The 20,633-nt window shown below is 36.5% G+C and carries 21 protein-coding genes and 2 pseudogenes; all 23 read left to right on the forward strand.

What is annotated here, in order from left to right; all coding sequences use genetic code 11:
* On the forward strand, positions 1 to 1,087 hold a 1,087-nt coding region (locus SORDD24_RS08005), incomplete at its 5' end, for a DNA modification methylase (protein ID WP_231082707.1).
* Positions 1,084 to 2,256 carry a DNA cytosine methyltransferase gene (locus SORDD24_RS08010; protein ID WP_061409387.1) on the forward strand — a complete coding sequence of 391 codons (1,173 nt, stop codon included), beginning with the start codon at positions 1,084 to 1,086 and terminating at the stop codon, positions 2,254 to 2,256. The genes SORDD24_RS08005 and SORDD24_RS08010, both read left to right, overlap by 4 nt.
* A 59-nt stretch (positions 2,257 to 2,315) precedes the next feature.
* Positions 2,316 to 2,528 carry a DUF4314 domain-containing protein gene (locus SORDD24_RS08015; protein ID WP_061409389.1) on the forward strand — a complete coding sequence of 71 codons (213 nt, stop codon included), beginning with the start codon at positions 2,316 to 2,318 and terminating at the stop codon, positions 2,526 to 2,528.
* A gap of 277 nt (positions 2,529 to 2,805) precedes the next feature.
* Positions 2,806 to 3,279 carry a phage terminase small subunit P27 family gene (locus SORDD24_RS08025; protein ID WP_061409393.1) on the forward strand — a complete coding sequence of 158 codons (474 nt, stop codon included), beginning with the start codon at positions 2,806 to 2,808 and terminating at the stop codon, positions 3,277 to 3,279.
* Complete coding sequence (locus SORDD24_RS08030) at positions 3,276 to 4,868, forward strand: terminase large subunit (RefSeq protein WP_061409395.1); 1,593 nt, start codon at positions 3,276 to 3,278, stop codon at positions 4,866 to 4,868. Before SORDD24_RS08025 ends, SORDD24_RS08030 begins: the two co-directional genes overlap by 4 nt.
* Positions 4,869 to 4,933: 65 nt before the next feature.
* A complete protein-coding gene (locus tag SORDD24_RS08035) occupies positions 4,934 to 5,227 on the forward strand; it encodes a type II toxin-antitoxin system RelB/ParD family antitoxin (RefSeq protein WP_045615998.1) in 294 nt (97 codons plus the stop codon).
* Complete coding sequence (locus SORDD24_RS08040) at positions 5,220 to 5,558, forward strand: type II toxin-antitoxin system RelE/ParE family toxin (protein WP_006153450.1); 339 nt, start codon at positions 5,220 to 5,222, stop codon at positions 5,556 to 5,558. Before SORDD24_RS08035 ends, SORDD24_RS08040 begins: the two co-directional genes overlap by 8 nt.
* A gap of 69 nt (positions 5,559 to 5,627) precedes the next feature.
* A complete protein-coding gene (locus SORDD24_RS08045; RefSeq protein WP_061409397.1) occupies positions 5,628 to 6,914 on the forward strand; it encodes a phage portal protein in 1,287 nt (428 codons plus the stop codon).
* A complete protein-coding gene (locus SORDD24_RS08050; protein WP_061409399.1) occupies positions 6,907 to 7,605 on the forward strand; it encodes a head maturation protease, ClpP-related in 699 nt (232 codons plus the stop codon). Before SORDD24_RS08045 ends, SORDD24_RS08050 begins: the two co-directional genes overlap by 8 nt.
* A gap of 18 nt (positions 7,606 to 7,623) precedes the next feature.
* Positions 7,624 to 8,829 (forward strand): phage major capsid protein, encoded by a 1,206-nt coding sequence (locus SORDD24_RS08055; RefSeq protein WP_061409401.1) that lies wholly within the window; start codon positions 7,624 to 7,626, stop codon positions 8,827 to 8,829.
* 2 nt (positions 8,830 to 8,831) lie between these two features.
* On the forward strand, positions 8,832 to 9,089 hold the full coding sequence (locus SORDD24_RS08060) for a head-tail connector protein (RefSeq protein WP_000624227.1): 258 nt from the start codon (positions 8,832 to 8,834) through the stop codon (positions 9,087 to 9,089).
* Positions 9,089 to 9,442: a head-tail adaptor protein gene (locus tag SORDD24_RS08065; protein ID WP_061409403.1), complete on the forward strand. Its 354-nt coding sequence runs from the start codon at positions 9,089 to 9,091 to the stop codon at positions 9,440 to 9,442. Before SORDD24_RS08060 ends, SORDD24_RS08065 begins: the two co-directional genes overlap by 1 nt.
* Entirely contained in the window at positions 9,420 to 9,788 is a 369-nt protein-coding gene (locus SORDD24_RS08070) for an HK97 gp10 family phage protein (protein ID WP_061409405.1), read from the forward strand. Before SORDD24_RS08065 ends, SORDD24_RS08070 begins: the two co-directional genes overlap by 23 nt.
* Before the next feature lie 7 nt (positions 9,789 to 9,795).
* The gene (locus tag SORDD24_RS08075; RefSeq protein WP_061409407.1) at positions 9,796 to 10,122 is read left to right on the forward strand and encodes a hypothetical protein; all 327 of its coding nucleotides are present in this window, start codon (positions 9,796 to 9,798) and stop codon (positions 10,120 to 10,122) included.
* 2 nt (positions 10,123 to 10,124) lie between these two features.
* Positions 10,125 to 10,694: pseudogene (locus SORDD24_RS08080) on the forward strand (major tail protein).
* An 11-nt stretch (positions 10,695 to 10,705) separates the two neighbouring features.
* Entirely contained in the window at positions 10,706 to 11,125 is a 420-nt protein-coding gene (locus SORDD24_RS08085) for a hypothetical protein (RefSeq protein WP_045616009.1), read from the forward strand.
* Positions 11,126 to 11,307: 182 nt separating this feature from the next.
* Positions 11,308 to 14,361, forward strand: coding sequence for a phage tail tape measure protein (locus SORDD24_RS08090; RefSeq protein WP_061409409.1), 3,054 nt, complete (start codon positions 11,308 to 11,310; stop codon positions 14,359 to 14,361).
* On the forward strand, positions 14,358 to 15,080 hold the full coding sequence (locus SORDD24_RS08095) for a hypothetical protein (RefSeq protein WP_061409412.1): 723 nt from the start codon (positions 14,358 to 14,360) through the stop codon (positions 15,078 to 15,080). Before SORDD24_RS08090 ends, SORDD24_RS08095 begins: the two co-directional genes overlap by 4 nt.
* Positions 15,081 to 19,427, forward strand: coding sequence for a phage tail spike protein (locus SORDD24_RS11775; protein WP_061409414.1), 4,347 nt, complete (start codon positions 15,081 to 15,083; stop codon positions 19,425 to 19,427). It begins immediately after the preceding gene.
* Positions 19,381 to 19,587 (forward strand): hypothetical protein, encoded by a 207-nt coding sequence (locus tag SORDD24_RS08105; protein ID WP_061409415.1) that lies wholly within the window; start codon positions 19,381 to 19,383, stop codon positions 19,585 to 19,587. The genes SORDD24_RS11775 and SORDD24_RS08105 overlap by 47 nt, the downstream gene beginning before the upstream one ends.
* The gene (locus SORDD24_RS08110) at positions 19,587 to 19,838 is read left to right on the forward strand and encodes a hypothetical protein (protein WP_001162702.1); all 252 of its coding nucleotides are present in this window, start codon (positions 19,587 to 19,589) and stop codon (positions 19,836 to 19,838) included. The genes SORDD24_RS08105 and SORDD24_RS08110 overlap by 1 nt, the downstream gene beginning before the upstream one ends.
* 12 nt (positions 19,839 to 19,850) lie before the next feature.
* Positions 19,851 to 20,279: a phage holin family protein gene (locus SORDD24_RS08115; protein ID WP_061409417.1), complete on the forward strand. Its 429-nt coding sequence runs from the start codon at positions 19,851 to 19,853 to the stop codon at positions 20,277 to 20,279.
* Positions 20,269 to 20,633, forward strand: a pseudogene (locus SORDD24_RS08120) (N-acetylmuramoyl-L-alanine amidase); the annotation flags it as partial. The gene SORDD24_RS08115 and the pseudogene SORDD24_RS08120, both read left to right, overlap by 11 nt.

The following is a 20,633-nucleotide window of genomic DNA, read 5'->3' on the forward strand; positions in this document are numbered from 1 at the left end:
GACAGTCATCGGAGGGCATCAGCGCTTGACGGTTCTTAAAGACCTTGACTATGAAACTGCTAAGTGCGTCATCGTTAATTTACCCAAAGAAGATGAGAAAGCATTGAACATTGCACTCAATAAGATTACAGGTCAATGGGATGAAGCTCTCTTAGCGGACTTACTTTTGGATTTACAGGAGTCTGATTTTAATCTAGACCTGACTGGTTTTGAGCCACCAGAGATTGATGACATCCTCTCCAATGTCCATGACAAGGAGTTGTCTGAAGATGAGTTTGATGTGGAAGAAGAATTGAAGAAACCAACGGTATCAAGACATGGGGACATTTGGCAATTGGGAAAACATAGAGTCATTTGTGGTGATTCTACAAAAGCTGAAACCTATAAGCAGTTGCTAGATGATAGGAAAGCTAATTTAGTAGTAACGGACCCACCTTATAATGTGGACGTTGAAGAGACGGCTGGGAAAATCCTAAATGATAATATGTCTGACGGAGACTTCTATAAGTTTCTCCTTTCTATGTTTACTCAAGTAGAAGATCACATGGAAGATGATGCGTCTATCTATGTTTTTCATGCAGATACGGAAGGACTCAACTTCCGTAAAGCTTTTAAAGATGCTGGTTTCTATTTGAGTGGGTGTTGCATCTGGAAAAAGAACTCACTTGTATTAGGTCGTAGCCCATATCAATGGCAACATGAACCTTGTTTATATGGGTGGAAGAAAAAAGGAAAGCATCAATGGTTTAGTGATCGGAAGCAAACTACCATTTGGGAATATGACCGTCCTAAGTCTAGTAAAGACCACCCAACCATGAAACCAATTCAACTTATGGCTTACCCTATTCAAAACTCTTCTATGCGTGGAACAATAGTTTTAGATCCATTTTTAGGTTCTGGTTCTACTTTAATAGCTGCAGATCAGACTGGACGTGTTTGTTATGGAATCGAGCTGGATGAAAAGTTTGTGGATGTCATTGTTAAACGCTATATAGAAGTTACAGGCGATACTGAAGTAACCGTACAACGTAATCATGAGGTTTTAACTTATAACCAAGTGTTAAAGGAGTTGGAGGAACAAGTATGACACTAACATTTCTAGATTTCTTTTCAGGAGTTGGTGGCTTTCGACATGGGCTAGAATTAGCAGGAATGAAATGTATAGGATTTTGCGAAAAAGATAAGTTTGCACGCAAGTCTTATGAAGCAATGTATGATACGAAAGGAGAATGGTTTCATGACGATATCACAACAATCGATTCAACACGATTACCAAAAGCAGATCTCTGGTGTGCGGGAAGCCCTTGTCAAAATGTGTCTATCGCAGGGAAACGAGCCGGCCTATACGGTGAGCGAAGTGGACTCTTTTTTACATTTGTTGAACTCATCAAAAGCCAAAAAGAAGAGGATAAACCCGAATGGGTTCTCCTTGAAAATGTTAAAGGACTTTTATCAAGTGGTGGGGGAAGAGATTATCTCGACTATCTCTCTATCTTGGATGAATCAGGGTACGACCTTGAATGGCAAGTGTTCAACTCAAAAGATTACGGAGTACCACAAAATAGAGAACGCATCTATACTATCGGACATCTTAGAAGAAAAGGTCGACGAAAAGTACTACCTCTCAGCAGAGAAAGCGGTAGCCATCTTAAGCAACTTGTAGGCGGTATGCAAAGCTACCGTGTCTACGATCCTAGTGGTATTGCAACAACACTTGTTGGAGAGGGTGGGGGACTAGGAGCTAAGACAGGTCTTTATCTGATTGACCAATCACTAACTGAGCCAAAGTTAACTGAAGAAGCAAGATGTATAACTGCTCGTTATACTGCTGGTGCGACAAAGCGAACAGCTATGAACTCTGGAGTACTTGAGGTCCAACCAATTTTGACACAAGGTATCAAGGTTAGGAACGGAACAAAGCAAGGTTATCAATTGGCGGAGGTTGGTGACTCGGTTGATCTTTCTTATCCAAGTTCATTAACGAGAAGGGCAAGAGTAGGGAGAGGAATAGCTCACAACCTTTCATGTAGCTGCCAGATGGGCGCAGTAGTTTGGAATGGTCGTGTTGTCAAAATTAGAAAACTTACTCCAAAAGAGTGTTTTAGACTTCAAGGTTTCAGTGATGACTTATTTGAAAAGGCAAAAGCTGTAAATTCAGATGCACAACTTTATAAACAAGCAGGAAACGGAGTCACAGTACCTGTTGTGTATGCTATTGGTTGTGCTATATTATCTTCAAAATATCATCAGAAATAACTGGATAAAGATGAACTTTAGAGTTAATATGTACTAAACAAAAGAGAAGAGGTTGTATTATGGATGACTTAAAAGTAAAGACTTTGAAATCATTGTATCCAAATGGAACTCGAGTCAAATTACTCGAAATGGAGGATCCATTTGCACCACCTATAGGTACTCTCGGTACGGTAATTGGTGTTGATGATATTGGTTCAATTTTAGTAAGTTGGGATAATGGACAAAATTTAAATGTACTTTACGGAATTGATAAAATAATGAAATTGGGATAGTTATGTGGGAAATGATAACTAGAGAGTGCAATGGCCGGCACTATCATTTTGAGTTTCTTAGGGAATACAGTACTTATGATCGACATATTGATGGCGCTTGGATAGCAATCCTAAAAATTAAACGAAATAAAGAAATAGTTTTTCATTATGAATATGGTAAAATCACTGACCGAATGGATGATTTTGATAAAATTATCTATCAAGAAATAGTGGATACATACAATAAATTATAATTTGGAACTCGATATGAGTTCTTTTTATTTTAGGAGGTGAATTAGTGGCAATTAGAGGACGTAAACCGAAACCTACAAATTTAAAAGTTCTAGAAGGTAATCCTGGTAAACGGCCTCTCCCAACGAATGAAGTAAAACCTCAAAAGAAGGCTCCACGTTGCCCCCAGTGGCTTGAAGAAGATGCTAAGAGGGAATGGAAACGTATGGGTAAAGTATTGGAACAAATGGGATTACTGACGGAAATGGATATGACTGCATTTGCAGGTTATTGTCAAGCTTACGCACGATGGAAAGAAGCAGAGGAATTTTTATCAAAACATGGTTCTATCTTAAAGACACCAAATGGGTATTTACAGCAAGTTCCACAAGTTTCAATTAGTCAAACTAATTTAAAAATCATGCTGAAGTTTTGTGAACAATTTGGTCTAACCCCATCTGCTAGGAATCGTTTAGCTACTATGGATTCAGAGGTTGGTAACGGTGACGAAATGGAAGATTTGTTGGGAGGTTTACTATGACTTTTCATTATGAACCAACTCCTTTTATGCTAGCTTCATCACATTATGATAAAAGTAAGGCTGATAGAGCAGTGACTTTTATTCAAAACCTTTGTCATACTAAAGGAAAATGGGCAGGTCAAAAGTTTATACTTTTACCTTGGCAGGAACAGATAGTACGAGATATATTTGGGATTGTTAAAGAAAATGGGAATAGACAATTTCTAACTGCTTATATTGAAATTCCCAAAAAGAATGGGAAGAGTGAACTAGCAGCAGCAATCGCTCTTTATTTACTTTATGCAGATAATGAAGCCAGTGCAGAAGTTTATGGTGCTGCATGTGACCGAAATCAAGCATCTATTGTATTCGATGTAGCAAAACAAATGGTACTAATGAGTCGACCTTTAGAGAAACGTTCAAAAATAATGGGTGCTACGAAACGAATTGTTAACTACTCGAATGCAGGTTTCTACCAAGTTTTGTCCGCTGAGACTGGTACAAAACATGGTCTCAACGTTTCAGGACTCGTGTTTGACGAAATTCATGCGCAACCCAATCGCCACCTCTATGATGTCTTAACTAAAGGTTCAGGGGATGCACGAGAACAACCGCTATTCTTTATCATTACTACTGCAGGAACAGATAAGAATTCAATTTGTTACGAGTTACATACAAAAGCACTTGATATTTTAAAGGGCAGAAAGAAAGATACATCTTTTTATCCTGTCGTTTACGGTTTATCTGATGAAGAGGACTGGAATGACGAAAGTAACTGGTTAAAAGCTAATCCGTCATTAGGTCATACCATTGGCTTAGACCGTGTTAGAGAAGCCTATAAACAAGCACTTGATAATCCTGCTGAAGAAAATGTATTCAAGCAACTACGGCTAAATATGTGGACAAATTCTACGGTTGCTTGGATTCCAGAACATGTATACAACAAAGGGGATGCACCTATCAATTTTGAAAGTTTACAAGGTCGTGAATGCTATGCAGGACTAGACTTGTCAAGTACATCCGATATCACAGCCTTTGTTTTAGTTTTCCCACCTAGGAATGAATTAGAAAATTACATCATCCTACCCTATTTCTGGCTACCAAAAGATACTCTTGAACTTCGTTGTCGTAGAGATCATGTTTTGTATGACGTATGGGAACGGCAAGGTTATCTAAAGACGACAGAGGGTAATGTAGTTCATTATGGATTTATTGAGAAGTTCATTGAGGAATTATCAAAGATATACAATATAAAAGAAATCGCCTATGATAGATGGAATGCAACGCAAATGGTGCAGAATCTAGAAGATATGGGGCTGACAATGATTCCTTTTGGTCAGGGGTACAAGGATATGAGTCCACCGTCAAAGGAATTATTCAAACTTATGATGGAAGGTCGTATACAACACGGAGGACAACCTGTTTTAAAATGGATGTCGCAAAACGTAGTTATGCGCCAAGACCCTGCAGGCAATATCAAACCAGATAAAGAGAAATCAATTGAAAAAATCGATGGAATTGTTGCTCTTATAATGGGGATTGATAGATGTATTCGACACCAAAATAATGATAGTAGTATTTATGATGAGCGAGGAATACTAAGCTTTTAGTTGAATTTTAAATCTAAAGATGATACAATGTATTTACAAAACATCTTTACAAAGAGGTATTAATTATGGCAAGTACTCAACCTGTTAATTTTAGAGCAGATTCGACTTTTTACCAACAAACGAAAGAAATCTTAGCTGATGAAAAGTTAACCCTGTCAGATATCTTTAATGCTGCACTTCGTAAAATTGCGACAGGTGCGGTTGATCCGAAAGAGTTCGTATTTAGTGATTCACAAGAGACTCAATATCAGGTTGCTTTTGAAGACTTGAAAAAGGAAATCTTGTTGGGCCATCAAGAAATTGAGCAAGGTAAACTAACGTCTTTAGCAGATGTAAGAAAGGAATTTGGACTTGAGTAATCATAAACGTTACCATGTTTCTCTTACGGATCAAGCTAAGAAAGACTTGAGAGAAATACATGATTATATTGTACTGAATTTTTACAGCCAACAATCTGCCGATAGTAAATTAGACCTTATTCTAACGGCGCTAGAAACTTTAGAAACCTTTCCAGAAGCATGCCCTTTGGTGTCGAGCCGAGGTTACGGTGAATTAACTGATGACGGAAAACGTTATCGATATATGCCAATTGAAAATTACTTAGCTTTTTATTATATCGACAAATATGAGGTTTATGTCTCCAGAATTTTAAATTCCAAGCAGAATTGGGCTAAGTTATTCAATAAGTAAATTCAATTTTAATTTGTAGAGCATCTCACAAAAGAGGTGCTTTTATTGTACTCAAAAATGGAGGATTAGATGGGATTTTTAGAATTTATTGGAAGAAAAAGATCACGAGATAAACCGCATAATAGCTATGAGGGACAGGACTTTACCTATCTCTTTGGACGAACTAGCAGTGGGGAGAATGTGGATGAGTTTAAGGCCATGCAGACTACAGCTGTTTATGCTTGTGTGAGAATATTAGCTGAAGCTGTCGCCTCTCTACCCATTCACATTTATGAAAGAACATCTAATGGGAGGGAGAAAAAATTTGAACACCCTCTATATTTCTTACTTCATGATGAACCAAATCCAGAGATGTCTTCTTTTGTCTTTCGTGAAACTTTGATGACTCATCTTTTAATATGGGGAAATGCCTATATTCAAATCATAAGGGATAAGAGCGGTCAGGTTATCAGTTTGTATCCCTTATTACCAGATAAAATGTCAGTACACCGTGATGAAAATGGGAAACTTTACTACAAATATCAACGTCAGACCGAAGAAAATCCAAATTTCAAGGATAAAGGCAGTGTTATTTTAAAACAAGAAGATGTCCTTCACATTCCAGGTCTTGGTTTTGATGGATTGATTGGTTATTCTCCCATCGCATTAGCAAAGAACGCAATTGGAATGACCTTGGCTACAGAGAATTACGGAGCATCATTCTTTAAAAATGGTGCAAATCCTGGTGGTGTATTGGAACATCCAGGGATTTTGAGGGATCCAAAAAGAGTACGTGATTCTTGGAATGCGGTTTATAACGGTGTCACAAATGCACATAAAGTTGCAGTTCTAGAAGAAGGGATGAAGTACACTCAAATAGGTATTCCACCAGAAGAAGCGCAATTCTTACAGACTCGGAAGTTTCAAATCAATGAGATTGCACGTTTGTATAGGATACCACCACATATGATTGGTGATTTAGAAAAATCTTCATTTTCAAATATAGAGCAACAATCACTAGAGTTTGTTAAATACACATTAGACCCTTGGGTAGTTCGTTTAGAACAGGCCTTCAAGAGGTCTCTTTTTTTGCCTGAAGAAAAGAAGAAGTACTTTGTTAAGTTCAATGTAGATGGTTTATTACGTGGAGATTATCAAAGTCGTATGAGTGGGTATGCTATTGCAAGACAGAATGGCTGGCTATCTACAAATGATATTCGAGAACTTGAAGATTTAAATCTTTTAACAGATGAAGAAGGAGGAAACCTTTATTTGATTAACGGAAATATGACTAAATTAAAAGATGCTGGTGGTTTTATGACAAAACAGGCAATTGAACAACCTCAAGAAAAACCAAAGGAGGAAGAAGATGCGTAAATTTTGGAGTTTTTCAGACGAAGGGAATATTCGCACTCTTCGTATTGAAGGACAGATTGCTGATGAAACATGGTTTGGAGATGAAGTTACTCCACAACTCTTTAAAAATGATTTAAATGCAGGAAAAGGTGACATCACCCTCTGGATTAATAGTCCAGGGGGTGATGTTTTTGCTGCAGCACAAATCTATAACATGCTGATGGATTACAAGGGAAATGTACATGTCATTATTGATGGCCTTGCTGCTAGTGCTGCCAGTGTCATTGCCATGGCTGGAACAACAGTATCCATGAGTCCTGTTGCAATGATGATGATTCACAATCCATGGACAATTGCACAAGGTGAAGCAAAGGATATGGAAAAGGTCATTGAAATGTTGGGGGAAATCAAAGAGTCCATTGTTAATGCTTATGAGTTAAGAACAGGATTATCTAGGGCAAAAATCTCACATTTAATGGATTCTGAATCATGGTTTAATGCAAGAAAAGCAGTTGAACTTGGCTTTGCGGACAAGATTTTATTCGGTAAAGATGAGCCTAAAGAAGAGCTAGAACTTAGCAGTTATTCATTTAGTAGAGCCACTGCGGATCATAACCTTGTTGTTAAACTTCAAGCCAAAATAGATAGCTACAAACCTTTACCAACGACTCCTCTCAATCAGTTAAGAAAACGATTAGATTTATTGAAATAATGAAAGGAAAACTAACCTATGTCTAAATTACTTGAATTAAAAGAAAAACGAAATCAAGCTTGGGAACAAGCAAAAACTTTCCTAGACTCAGTGCGAACTGAAGATGGTTTAGTCTCAGAAGAAGATTCTCAACGCTATGATGAAATGGAAAGTAAAATCAATCGCTATAATCAAGAAATTGCTCGCTTAGAACGACAAGAAAAAATTGATCTAGAACTGGCTCAACCAACTTCTCAGGCTTTGACAAGACAGCCTACCACTGTCTTAAAAGATAGCGAGGTAGAAGATGAGAAGAAAGGAACTAAGTCTGATGTCTATTCCAAAACCTTTTGGACGAATGTCCGTAAGCGTAACTTCTTTGATGTTAAGGACGTTCTTCGTGTTGGAGAAGATACAGAGGGTGGCCATTTAGTACCTGATGAGTATGAGAAAAAACTAGTTCAAGGTCTTCAAGAAGAGAATTTCTTCCGAAGTCTAGCAACCGTCATTAAAACATCAAGTGGAGAGCGGAAGATTCCAGTTGTTACAGGGCATGGAACTGCGTCGTGGATGGATGAAAATGGACTTTATCCTGAAACTGATGAGACATTTGGTCAAGTAACACTTGATTCGCATAAGATTGGAACAGCTATTCGAATCTCAGAAGAATTGTTAAATGACTCAGTATTTGATTTAGAATCCTATATGACTAGTGAGTTTGCACGACGTATTGGTACAGAAGAAGAGAAATCATTCCTTATTGGAGATGGCTCAAAGAAACCAACAGGAATCTTTACGCAAGCAAATGTTACTGGTCCTACAACGACGACTAAAGACATTACGTTTGATGACATGATTGAATTGTATCATTCACTTTCTGCTCCTTATCGAAAAAATGCAGTGTGGATTCTTCATGATACAACTGTTAAAGCAATTCGTAAACTGAAAGACAATAACGGAAATTACATTTGGCAACCGTCTACACAAGCTGGACAACCAGATTTAATTCTTAACCGTCCATACTATACATCTACCTTTGCACCTCTACCTGAACAGGGGAATAAAGCTATTGCATTTGGTGATTTCTCTTATTACTGGATTGCAGATCGCCAAGGACGTACTTTTAAACGTCTTAATGAACTTTATGCTAATAATGGTCAAATTGGTTTTCTTGCATCTCAACGTGTTGATGGGAAATTAGTGTTACCAGAAGCGGTGAAAATTTTAACTGTGAAAGCAAAATAATCATGATAAGTCTAGAAGAAGCAAAACTTTACCTTAAGGTAGAAAACACAGATGAAGATGACTTGATTAAGCAATTGATTGATACAAGTAAAAAACTCTGTGAAGAAACATTAAGGCAGAATACTTACAGTGAGGTTCTAAGAATGGCAATCCTATATGGGGTTGCCTATCTTTATGAACACCGTGAAACAGCTAATTATAAAGAGTTAAAACAAATGTTATATCACTTACTATTAGCTGATAGGAAGGATATCTTTTGATGAAAATTGCTCCGTTACGTGACCGTCTTACATTTGAAGTGCGTAAAATTGTGGTTGATGAAATTGGAAATGAATCTTCAGTTTGGAACACCATTTTCCAAAGATGGTGTTCTAGTCGGCCGTTGACTTTAACAGAAAATGAGGGGAGTGTGTCTAAACTCCTTTATAATAAAATCCAATTTACACTAAGGTACGACAAAGCGATACTAAATCTAAGTTCATTAAAAGCTCGGATAAGGTACAGAGACGCCTACTTTACGATAGATTCAATTGATGGAGATAGCGTTCCTAGGCAATTGATTTATATTGTAGCAACTAAGGAGAATAACTATGAACAGGATAGGAATGGATGAGTTGGAAAAAGTAATTGATAAAGAGTTGGGTGATTACATTAAAGAGACGACATCTACAATGCGAGAGGTAGTGGAAGAAGTAACAGACAGTGCTGTAGATACCTTAAAACTCTTATCTCCACGAAAAACTGGTAAGTATGCACGAGGTTGGAAAAGCAAGTCCACAAGTGACAGTCCTACAGGCTTAATAAAGACTATTCACAACCGAACACCAGGATTAACTCATCTCCTAGAAAATGGTCACGCTAAACAAAATGGTGGTCGAGTAGAAGGGCAAAAACATATTGAAATCGTTGAAAAAACTGCTGTTAAGTCACTTGAAGATAAGCTGAGACAAAGATTGTGAGGATTTAATGACATTAAAAGATTTCTATAACATTTTAACAAAAACAAAGTTGCCAGTAGCTTATCATCATTTTGAAGAAGGAAGAAGTCCAGTTCCGCCATTTATTGTATATCTTGTTAAGGAGTCTGAAAATGCTGGAGCTGATAATTGGAGCTATCATAAGACTCTTAATCTTCAAGTGGAACTCTATACCTTAAAGAAGGACTTAGAAATCGAAACCAAGATGGATGACTTATTTGATAGTCATTCAATTTTTTTTGACAAAGTAGAGACTTATATCTCAACTGAAAAACTCTATCAAATTACATATTACATTTCATTAAACGGAGGATAGTTATGACTGAAAAAAATAAAGTTACATTCGGACTACAAGATGTCCATTGGGCAGAAGTTACAACTGAAGCTTCAAATGGCGCATTGACTTATGGAACAGTTGAACGATTACGAGGTGCAGCAGAACTAACCTTGGAACCGACTGGTGACAAAGGTTCATACAAGGCAGATAATATCAACTTTTATACTTCGTAATCAAATGATGGTTATGAGGGAACATTGAAGCTCGCCTTATTAACTCAAGAATTTTTAACTCGTGTCTTAGGAGAAAAATTAGATCCAACAACTAAAACAATTTCTGAAATCGCAAATGCTGAAAAGAAGAATTTCGCTCTGATGTTTCGTTTTGAAGGAGATAAGAAAGAAACACTTCATGTTTTGTATTACTGTTACGCATCACGTCCGTCAATGGGATCAAAAACAAAATCTGGTTCAGATATTAATGAGGTTGAGTTAAACTTTACTGCAAGCCCCCGTCCACTTGATAAGGTGGTACGTCGCAAAACGACAGAAGAAACAAGTGATGAGATTCGTCAGAATTGGTTCAAGGAAGTCTTTGAACCTCGTGAATAAAGGAGTTACAGATGAGAGATAGTATTACAATTTCAGGAAAGACCTATGAATTGGCTACTAATGCCTATACACCGATTGCCTATAAAGAACAGTTTGGTAAAGATTATTTTCAAGACTTGTTTTCAATGGTGAGTACGCAGTCAATTCTTGATAAGATTGAGCACTTAAATGAGGAAGAAAAACTCGAAACTGGTGACATTGATCTATCCATCCTGAGCAATTTTGATATGACTTTTTTTCACAGAATTTTTTGGGTGTTTGCGAAATCTGCTAATCCAAAAATTAAACCATTCAAAGAATTCTTTATGGAGATGGAGGAGTTTCCAGTTCAAGAAGTAGCAACTATCTTAATGAACATGCTTAACCAAGGAATGAATACAAGAAAAAAGCAGATCAAACAGAAACAGCAAGTGAAGAAATCTTTACGGTAGAAAGCTATCTATTTTGTTGTAAGGAAACTGGCTTATCCATAGACGACTTAAAACATATTTCAATTGGGATGGCTCTTGATTATCAAACTGATTATGTAAACTTGCGGACAAATGAAACAAGCAACACAAGAAAAGCGAATCAAAGTGATTTTGATAATTTTTAATAGAAAGGAGATGTGAACATGGCTGGAAATATAAAAGGTATCACAATAGAAATTGGTGGTGACACACAACCTTTGCAAAATGCCTTAAAAGGGGTAAATAAACAAGCAGCTGAATCAACTAAAGAATTGAAACAAATTGATAAGGCTCTTAAGTTTGATACAGGAAATGTCACACTCCTTACTCAAAAACAAGAAGTGCTTGCTAAACAAGTTGAAACCACTAAAGAAAAATTAGCTACCTTAAGGCAGGCACAAGCACAAGTTGAAGCTCAATTTAAGTCAGGTAATATCGGGGCGGAACAATATCGAGCCTTTCAAAGGGAAGTAGAAACTACTCAGACAGTACTGAAAAGTTATGAAAGCAAACTAGAGGGTGTCAATCAAGCCTTATCGGAAAATGGAAATCGAATAGGTACTACTAAAAGTCAATGGGATAGCTTGAAACAAGAACAAGCTCGTCTAGCTTCTGAGAGTGAAAAATTAACGAGTCAATTTAAATTACAAGAAAGTGAACTTTCTTCAAGTGCTAGTGAATCTGAAAAGCTAGCTTTAGCTCAGAAAAAAGTAAATGAAAGTTCCTCTTTACTAGAAAAACAGATTCAGAATTTAGAGAAACAGCTAGAACTAACAAAATCTCAGTATGGCGAAAATTCGATTGAAGCCAATAAACTGGAACAGACTCTAAATGATACCAAAACGGCCTATAATCATCTTCAAAATGAGATGGAAGAGATGGGCACTAGTTCAACAAGTGCGAAGGATAATCTATCAGAAATCAATCATCTCTTAAAGGCAGATATCCTAATGGAATTCAGTGACCGTTTAGCAGAATTATCACAAAAATTGATTGATTTTGGGAAACAGTCGCTTGAAGCTTTTAACGAAGTTGATGAAGGGATGGATATCATTGTCACCAAAACTGGTGCTTCTGGCCAAGCTTTAGAAGAGATGACAACTATCGCAAAGAACCTTGCTACTGAAATTCCAACAGACTTTAATACTGCAGGAAGTGCAGTCGGAGAGTTGAACACTCAATTTGGTCTAACCGGTGATAGTTTAAAATCAGCTTCAAGTTATCTCATCCAATTTGCATCCATAAACGGGAGTGATGTTACCTCATCAGCTATTTCAGCTAAGAAAGCTATAGAAGCATATGGTTTACAGGCAACGGATTTGTCTAGTGTTCTTGATACTGTCACCTTTACCAGTCAAGCTACTGGTGTGGGAGTTCAAGATTTGATGGATAAGGTTGTTTCTGGAGCACCACAAATTAAGGCATTAGGACTGTCATTTGATGAGGGTGTTGCTTTAATGGGGAAATTTGAAAAGGCTGGTGTGGATTCATCAGCCTCTTTATCATCACTATCAAAAGCATCTGTAAAGTATGCGGCATCTGGAAAGACCTTACAGCAAGGTTTATCTGAAACCATCGAAAAAATTAAAAATTCAACTAGCGAAACTGAAAAGTTAACTCTCGCTTCAGATATATTTGGAACTAAGGGTGCTCCACGAATGGTGGATGCCATTAATCGTGGTGCTTTATCTTTTGATGACTTAGCTGAAACAGCAAAGAAAGCATCAGAAACAGTCGGCTCAACTTATGAAGCGACACTAGATCCAATTGATAAATTTACAACTGCTCAAAATGAAGCGAAGTTAGCATTAGCTGAAGTTGGGGATGCTATAGCTGTCACTTTTGCACCGATACTAGAGATTTTAGCTGATTTGTTACGTTCAATTGCAGAGTGGTTCTCTAGTTTATCAACGCCAGTAAAACAATTTATCATTATTGTAGGTAGCCTCATTACTGGATTAGGATTATTACTCCCTATATTTTTAGCACTTCAGGCAGCTGCCTTAGCAATGGGTGTCACAATTGGTGGCTTAATAGCAAGTGTAGCGCCTATTATAGCTATAGTCTTAGGAATTATAGCTGTTCTTGCCTTGTTAATTGTTGGAATAAAAGAACTTTGGGAACATAACGAGGGATTTAGAACAGCAGTAATGGATATTTGGAATGCTATTTATTCTTTTATATCTACTATCATTCAAGAAATATCAGACTTTATTTTAAGCATCTGGGGGACACTGACTTCGTGGTGGACTGAGAATCAAGAGTTAATTCTTGAAGCAGCAACAACAGTTTGGAATGCAATCTCAACAGTTATAACTGCCGTTATGTCTATTCTAGAACCCTATATTCAGGCAGCATGGGAAAACATAAAACTAATCATCAGCACAGCTTGGGAAATCATCAAACAAGTAGTTGAAACTGCAATCAATCTTGTCTTAGGCATTATTAAAGCAATCATGCAGGTTATAACAGGAGATTGGTCTGGTGCATGGGAAACAATAAAGGTTGTTATTTCAACAGTATGGGAATCCATCAAGTCAATTGTAAGCTTAGTTCTAAGTACTATTAGTCAACTTATATCAAACACCTGGAATGGGATTAAGAACACAATTAGTAATCTCTTATCAGCAATTAGTAACGTTGTCAGTACAATTTGGAATAGTATCAGTTCAACTATTTCAGGTATTCTAAATGGAATCTCAAGTACAGTGTCCAATGTTTGGAATGGAGTAAAAAATACGATTTCAAATGCAATCAACACTGCCAAAAATGCAGTTTCAACTGCTATAACTGCTATCAAAAATCTCTTTAATTTCAGATTTCAGTGGCCACACATTCCTTTACCTCATTTTAGTGTGTCAGGATCTGCAAACCCTCTGGATTGGTTAAAGGGACAAATTCCTAGAATCGGAATTGAGTGGTATGCAAAAGGGGGAATTTTAACAAAACCAACTGCCTTCGGAACAATAGGGAATTCCCTAATGGTAGGAGGAGAAGCAGGAAACGAAGCGGTACTCCCTTTAAATGAATCTACTCTTGGGGCAATCGGAAGAGGCATTGCAAGAACGATGGATTTAAGAATGCCAGACATCAACATTTCGATTACTGGAAATATTATCCGAGAACAGGCAGATATTGAAAAAATAGCAAATGAAGTAGCAAGTCGAATCGCAGAAGAATTAGCACGTCAAAAACAATTGAGAGGAGCCACTATATGATTAAAAGAAACGAGTTAGTCATAGATGGAATTGGAACTTCTAGTTTTCCTTTTAAGGTGATTGTCCACGAATCGCCTTCTGTTATCCTAGCGGAGAGTAAGACGAGTTTATTAGAACATAAAGGGATGAGTGGGGCTCTTTCGCAAACAAATCGGCACCGAGATTTGATTGAAAAATCATATACGATTTACATTGTTAAGCCCTCAGAAGAACAACTCCATCAATTTATGGGTCTATTTATCAAGGAGCAGTTTTGGCTTGAGAGTGAACGGATGAAAACCACACGTCTTTGGTGTTACCGAGTAAAATGTACTGAGGTAAAACAAGAGAGAGATGGTGTGTATGCGACGAAAGCTACCTTTATTTGTCATCCTACAAAGTTCTTTAAATCAATTGATAGACAAACTTTGACATCAAACGGTGTACTTAGAGTTCAAGGGACGTCTCTAGCGTTCCCCAAAATAACGATAATGGGGAATTCGGCAACTGAGACTCAGTTTACGATTGGAGATCAGGTTATTAAAATTGAAAAAGTTACAGAACCAATTGTGATGGTAAACGAACCAAATAGTCCAAGTTTTCTAACGGTTAGCAAAAAGAACATCAAATGGTCTGGTGATTTTATCACTATTGATCCGAGTGCTAAAAAAGAAGTCGGTGTTGTTCTTGGTAGAGGTATTACTTCATTAAGCTTTGAAACGAATTGGGGGTGGGCTTAAATGTTATTTCTGTTGAATAAAGATATCAGAACTTCAAAGTGGAATGGATTACCTCTTCATGAAACTAGCTCTGCTATTGTAAAAGAAACCCTGAACGGTGATTTTACTTTATCTATTCGCTATCCAATTACCGATTCTGGTATCTATAAACAAATCAAAGAGGATATGCTTATCAAGGCTCCAGTACCTGTCTTAGGATTCCAGTTATTTCGTATCAAAAAGCCAATTGAAAATGATGATAGTTTGGATATAACCGCCTACCACATTTCAGATGATATTATGCAGCGGTCTATTGAACCAATGAGTGTTGTTAATCTCACTTGTGGTATGGCCTTATCTCAAATGGTACAAAATACTAAGACTAATCTTGGTGATTATTCATTCATGAGTGATATTACAGATCGCCGTACTTTCAATACAGATGAGGTAAAAACACTCTATGCTGTCTTAATGGATGGTGCCCATTCTATCATAGGAACTTGGGAAGGGGAGTTGATTCGTGACAATTTGGCTCTGACAATCAAGAAGAATAGAGGTGAAAATAGGGGTGTTGTCATAACAACACATAAGAATCTAAAGTCTTACAAGAGAACCAAATCAACTCAATCAATCATTACTCGTATTCATGCAAAATCAACATTTAAACCAGATGGTAAAGATAAAGACCAGACAATTAAAATTACTGTCGATAGTCCTCTAATCACTTTCTATCCATATATCAATGAAAAGGAGTACGAAAATAATACTCTTAAAAGCATTGAGGAGTTAAGAAAGTGGGCTGAGGCTAAGTTTAAGAATGAAGGAATTGATAAGTTATCGGATGCTATTACGATTGAAGCCTATGAACTTGATGGACAGGTTGTACATTTAGGGGATACTGTAAATATCAAGAGTTTGAAACATGGAATTGATATTCCAAAAAAGGCAGTCGCTTATGAATTTGACGCACTGACACAAAAATATATCTCGATTACTTTTGATGATAAACCAATGGTAGGTGGATCAACTTCAAATAGTGGAATTTCAACTGTCGCAAATGCAATTTTAGACTCTGGGTTCACATTACAAGAAGTCGCAATTGAAAAAGCTTTGAAAAATGCGAACGCAGCTTTTGATACCGAGTTCACTAAACAAAAAGAATCAATCCTTGATGATATTGAAAAAGTCAAAGCTAGTGCAGAAGTCTACGCAGATGGTATTCGTCAAGAGATTGAAGGAAAGATTGCTGATGTTGATTCTAAAGTTTTATCTAATGAATCACTTAATGAAAATAGATACAACGATGTGTTGGCTAAAGCAAATAGTAGTAGAGATTTAGCTAATCATGCCTTAGAGGTCAGTAAAGAAGTTAAAGAAACTACTAATACAGTACTAACAGATACCTTAAATTATAAAAAAGAAGCTATTGCTGAAGCAAACCGTTTAGTTGAACTCAGCAAGAATAGCTTATTGAATCAAATTACGACAGTAGAATCTTCAATTGATAAGCTTAAGGGGGTTATTACTAACAAGGTTTCAAAGACAGACTTTGATGCTATTAAAAATACCGTAGAGCAACAACGAACGGAAATATCACAAGCCAAGGATAAAATAAATCTAAAAGCTGAAAAGACCTATGTAGAAAATATTAAACAAACAGCTAGTGAAGCACTCCAAAGAATATCAGAGAACGCATTAGCAATATCTAAAACTAAAGCTGATTTACAAGTTGCTGCAGATGCTATAAAGACTAAAGTATCACAAACAGATTTTAATCAAACGACAAATCGACTTGCTAGTACTGAAACAACGATTAAAATCCAAGCAGGTGAAATAGCCAAACGATTGACCAGTAGTCAGGTAGAATCCGTAATAAATTTAAAAGGATTTCAAACTAAATCAGATGTTGATAAAAATATTTTAGATAGAGGTTATGTAACGAACTCTAGCGTGCAAAATTTAGTTAGAGAAACATCCAATAGTTTCAGTCGGACTATTAGTGAAACTAAAGCTTTAATACCAACTAGTGTTTCTCATCGAAACTTAGCATCTGGTTCAAGTGATAGTTGGACTTCATACAAAGAAATAAACTCGAAACTCAATTGGATTCAAACATTAGGAAAAATTCCTTATGGTGATTCGACTGGCATTTATTCAGGGACAAAAATCAATCTATTTGTTTATATTTCTGTCGATAATGTTGTATTAGATTCAACTATTACTCCTAGAATTATCTTACAAGGTCCAGGCTATAAAAAATCAGATAATAGTGCTGTATGGAGTGTTCATTCTAATCCCTTTCATACCTCTTGGTCTACTACATTAAAAACTGGTACAAACTACCATCTTATTAAAATTTCTCGAATCGTAACAGATGAGATGTTCAATAATTTTAAAAACTTTGAATTACAATTTCGTATTGATGGAGCAAGTTCAGGTAAGTTTCATTGGAGAGCTTTAATGATTACTACTGGAGATATCTTCCCAAATTATTGGACTAAACCTATCGAAGATTTAACAACTGTAACGGCTTTTAACGAAGTAAAAGATACTCTAGGTAGTCATACAAGAACTATTAGTGAACAAGGCAAAACAATTAGTCAGGTTGTACAAACATCCGAAGGATTGATTACAAGAGTCAGTGATTTAATTGATAACCAAAACTTAGTATACGATCCAACCAATTTTAGTAAATATAGAGAACGTGAACCGAATTCGAATTTAGTTATGACTGGAACTAATGAATACAAGTTGCTAAGAATTGCACAAAGTGGCAGGACAACAAATGGTTGGCGTGGTTTCCAAATGCCTCTTCATAGTCAAAAATTTGTTGCTGGTGAGAAACTTTCTTATAGAGTCAATTTATGGATAGATGTACTACCTGATGGAAAAGTTGGTTTTGAAATCAAATCAGGTAACTCAATAGGAGGTTTCACTATCAGTCCGACTAGAACGGGTGCAGCTCAAATTTTTACAGGAACTTTTACGATAAATAAAACCGTGACAAAAACAGATGATTTTGGGCTTCATATTTGGGTAGAAAAGAACGGCACTGTGGCAGTTGGCCAAATTTCAATTGTTCGAGGTAGTCAGCCACCTAATAACTTTGTAGATAGTACATCCTTTCAACAAATTGCAACAGAAAGTCTTGTTCAGCAACATCAAGGTTCCTATTCGATTCAAAATTTAACTAATGCTGGATCTTTAATTTCAGGGATTAATTTAGGTGCAAATGGAATCAATCGAATTATTGGCAAGGCAACTCATATCACTGGGGATACCTTAATTGATAGAGCAGTCATTAAATCAGGAATGATTGATAAATTAAAGACATCAAACTTTGAATCTGGGTCTGTAACTACTATGGTATTAGCATCGAATTCAGTAACTGCAGATAAAATTGTCGTGGATCAAGCGTTTTTTAATAAGTTAGTTGCAAATGAAGCTTATTTACGACAGCTGTTTGCTAAGAATGCTTTTATCAATAGTGTACAAAGTGTTAGGATTGATGCTAGTCAAATAAAGTCAGGCTTACTAAGTGGTGACAGAATTCAGGGTGGCACAATAACTGGAACCACAATTTCTGGTGGATTATTAACTGGAGAAACAAAAATTAAGTTAGGTGCTTATGGTTCATTTGACGCTATCAACGGTGGATTACAGATTAATGTTCCTCGTCAGTTTAATTCTAAAGATGGTTTAGGTGTACAATTTATAGGTTCTTATGGCCGAGGGGACAATGTTCCTTACGGCTTATTTATTTACAAAGATTCAGATTTTACTACTGGAAACACTGCAAGTGATAGTGATGATTTTCTATTGACGGTCGAAGGATACATTAAGGCAAAAGGAATTGGCTGGTTAAAGTACGGCAAAAGTAGCATTAATGGCTCAACTACAGGAACTATTAGTTATTGGAATTCTAATAATGTATCTCTAGACTTTGGTGGTTCAGGAAATGATATTTACTACTCATATAACGGAAATGCTTATAGCTTATGGCAAATTGTTAACCAACATTTTTCTGATAAAGACTTAAAAGAGAATATAGGCTTATCTAACTATAAAGCACTCGATTTTATCAAAAGATTTCAATTTAAAGAATATGACTGGAAGAAAATAGGGAATCGTATTCAAAAGGCTCATACCAAAATTGGACTCATCGCTCAAGATGTTCAACAAATTGACTCGTCACTTGTGTATGAAAATGGTGGTTTTCTGAATCTTGATAATACAAGATTAACGAATATCGCTTTAAAAGGAATTCAAGAGTTAATACTTGATATTCGAAAATTAAATAAACGATTGGAGATGTTAGAAGATGAACACAGATTTAATCCATCAATTAGCAATGGAGTCGTTGACTAAGAGACTAGCACAAACCGAAGGTCAAGCAGCACAAAATGAGGCTCTTTATTTGGTTGTTGCAAGCGAATTGCAGTTAATGAAAGATGTATTAGAATACGACTCAGATCTAAAAGACTTATTTGAGGAAGTAAAAACTAAAAGAGAGAAAGGAGAAAGTTAATGGCATTAGAAATTACTAAAACAACACGTTTGGTTGGAAATTTGAAGATTGGGGATGAAGTAGTTAAGCAGTATACTGTTGATGTCGATGAACATGGTGTTTCTACAGTATCTGAGTTTCTCTATCATTCAGAGCTCTATGCGGAGCATCGTCTCGAAATGAGAAACCAAGAAAAATTGTTCCGAGATAAACGATATGAATTAGAAGATGCTGTTTTAGCTGAAATTGAGTCAAATAAAAAAGAACAATAGGGAGTATTAAAAATGGATATTGAATTGTTTAATTTTTTAAGAAAGCTCATCGAAACGGAAGATGGGCTTATTTTGTATGCGTTAGGGTTGATTGTCATCATGGAAATTGTTGATTTTGCATCAGGAACATTTGCTGCAATTGTAAATCCTGATGTTGAGTATAAGAGTAGAATTGGAATCAATGGATTAATTCGAAAAGTCTTAGGGATTTTTATGTTACTGTTATTGATTCCGATGTCTGTTTTGTTGCCTGAAAAAACTGGGTTTATGTTTCTGTATTCTATTTATATCGGATACCTAGTATTTACTTTCCAATCGCTAATTGAGAACTATCAAAAAGTAAAAGGGAATATTCTACTTTTTAAACCAATTTTAAAAGCTTTGGAACATCTAACTGAAGAAAAGTCTAACAATGATAAGGAGGATAATCATGGAAGTTGATAAAAGTAGATTACGAACAAATCTTCCTCAAATCGGTGAGCAACCCTATCGACAAGTTCATGCTCACTCAACAGGAAATCCTAACTCTACGGCACAAAATGAAGCAGATTACCATATGCGTCGTCCAGTTGAGTCAGGATTTTTCTCCCATGTGGTAGGGAATGGTCGTATTATGCAAACTTGGTTAGTAGACCGAGGTGCTTATGATGTTGGTGGCGGATGGAATGTTGAAGGTTACGCTCAAGTTGAACTGATAGAAAGTCATGAATCTAAAGAAGAATTCATGAGAGATTATCGACTTTATGTCAAGCTATTACGTGAGTTAGCTGACGAGGCTGGAATCCCTAAAACGCT

Source organism: Streptococcus oralis, from assembly GCF_001579175.1.
Taxonomy (GTDB): Bacteria; Bacillota; Bacilli; order Lactobacillales; family Streptococcaceae; genus Streptococcus; species Streptococcus oralis_O.

Bases quoted from the DNA above. Each gene is read 5' to 3' on its own strand.
- SORDD24_RS08065 (WP_061409403.1), top strand. From the start codon at position 9,089: ATGAAAATTGCTCCGTTACGTGACCGTCTTACATTTGAAGTGCGTAAA.
- SORDD24_RS08060 (WP_000624227.1), top strand. From the start codon at position 8,832: ATGATAAGTCTAGAAGAAGCAAAACTTTACCTTAAGGTAGAAAACACA.
- SORDD24_RS08095 (WP_061409412.1), top strand. From the start codon at position 14,358: ATGATTAAAAGAAACGAGTTAGTCATAGATGGAATTGGAACTTCTAGT.
- SORDD24_RS08015 (WP_061409389.1), top strand. From the start codon at position 2,316: ATGGATGACTTAAAAGTAAAGACTTTGAAATCATTGTATCCAAATGGA.
- SORDD24_RS11775 (WP_061409414.1), top strand. From the start codon at position 15,081: ATGTTATTTCTGTTGAATAAAGATATCAGAACTTCAAAGTGGAATGGA.
- SORDD24_RS08055 (WP_061409401.1), top strand. From the start codon at position 7,624: ATGTCTAAATTACTTGAATTAAAAGAAAAACGAAATCAAGCTTGGGAA.
- SORDD24_RS08115 (WP_061409417.1), top strand. From the start codon at position 19,851: ATGGATATTGAATTGTTTAATTTTTTAAGAAAGCTCATCGAAACGGAA.
- SORDD24_RS08105 (WP_061409415.1), top strand. From the start codon at position 19,381: ATGAACACAGATTTAATCCATCAATTAGCAATGGAGTCGTTGACTAAG.
- SORDD24_RS08070 (WP_061409405.1), top strand. From the start codon at position 9,420: ATGAACAGGATAGGAATGGATGAGTTGGAAAAAGTAATTGATAAAGAG.
- SORDD24_RS08035 (WP_045615998.1), top strand. From the start codon at position 4,934: ATGGCAAGTACTCAACCTGTTAATTTTAGAGCAGATTCGACTTTTTAC.
- SORDD24_RS08110 (WP_001162702.1), top strand. From the start codon at position 19,587: ATGGCATTAGAAATTACTAAAACAACACGTTTGGTTGGAAATTTGAAG.
- SORDD24_RS08030 (WP_061409395.1), top strand. From the start codon at position 3,276: ATGACTTTTCATTATGAACCAACTCCTTTTATGCTAGCTTCATCACAT.
- SORDD24_RS08010 (WP_061409387.1), top strand. From the start codon at position 1,084: ATGACACTAACATTTCTAGATTTCTTTTCAGGAGTTGGTGGCTTTCGA.
- SORDD24_RS08045 (WP_061409397.1), top strand. From the start codon at position 5,628: ATGGGATTTTTAGAATTTATTGGAAGAAAAAGATCACGAGATAAACCG.
- SORDD24_RS08075 (WP_061409407.1), top strand. From the start codon at position 9,796: ATGACATTAAAAGATTTCTATAACATTTTAACAAAAACAAAGTTGCCA.
- SORDD24_RS08050 (WP_061409399.1), top strand. From the start codon at position 6,907: ATGCGTAAATTTTGGAGTTTTTCAGACGAAGGGAATATTCGCACTCTT.
- SORDD24_RS08085 (WP_045616009.1), top strand. From the start codon at position 10,706: ATGAGAGATAGTATTACAATTTCAGGAAAGACCTATGAATTGGCTACT.
- SORDD24_RS08090 (WP_061409409.1), top strand. From the start codon at position 11,308: ATGGCTGGAAATATAAAAGGTATCACAATAGAAATTGGTGGTGACACA.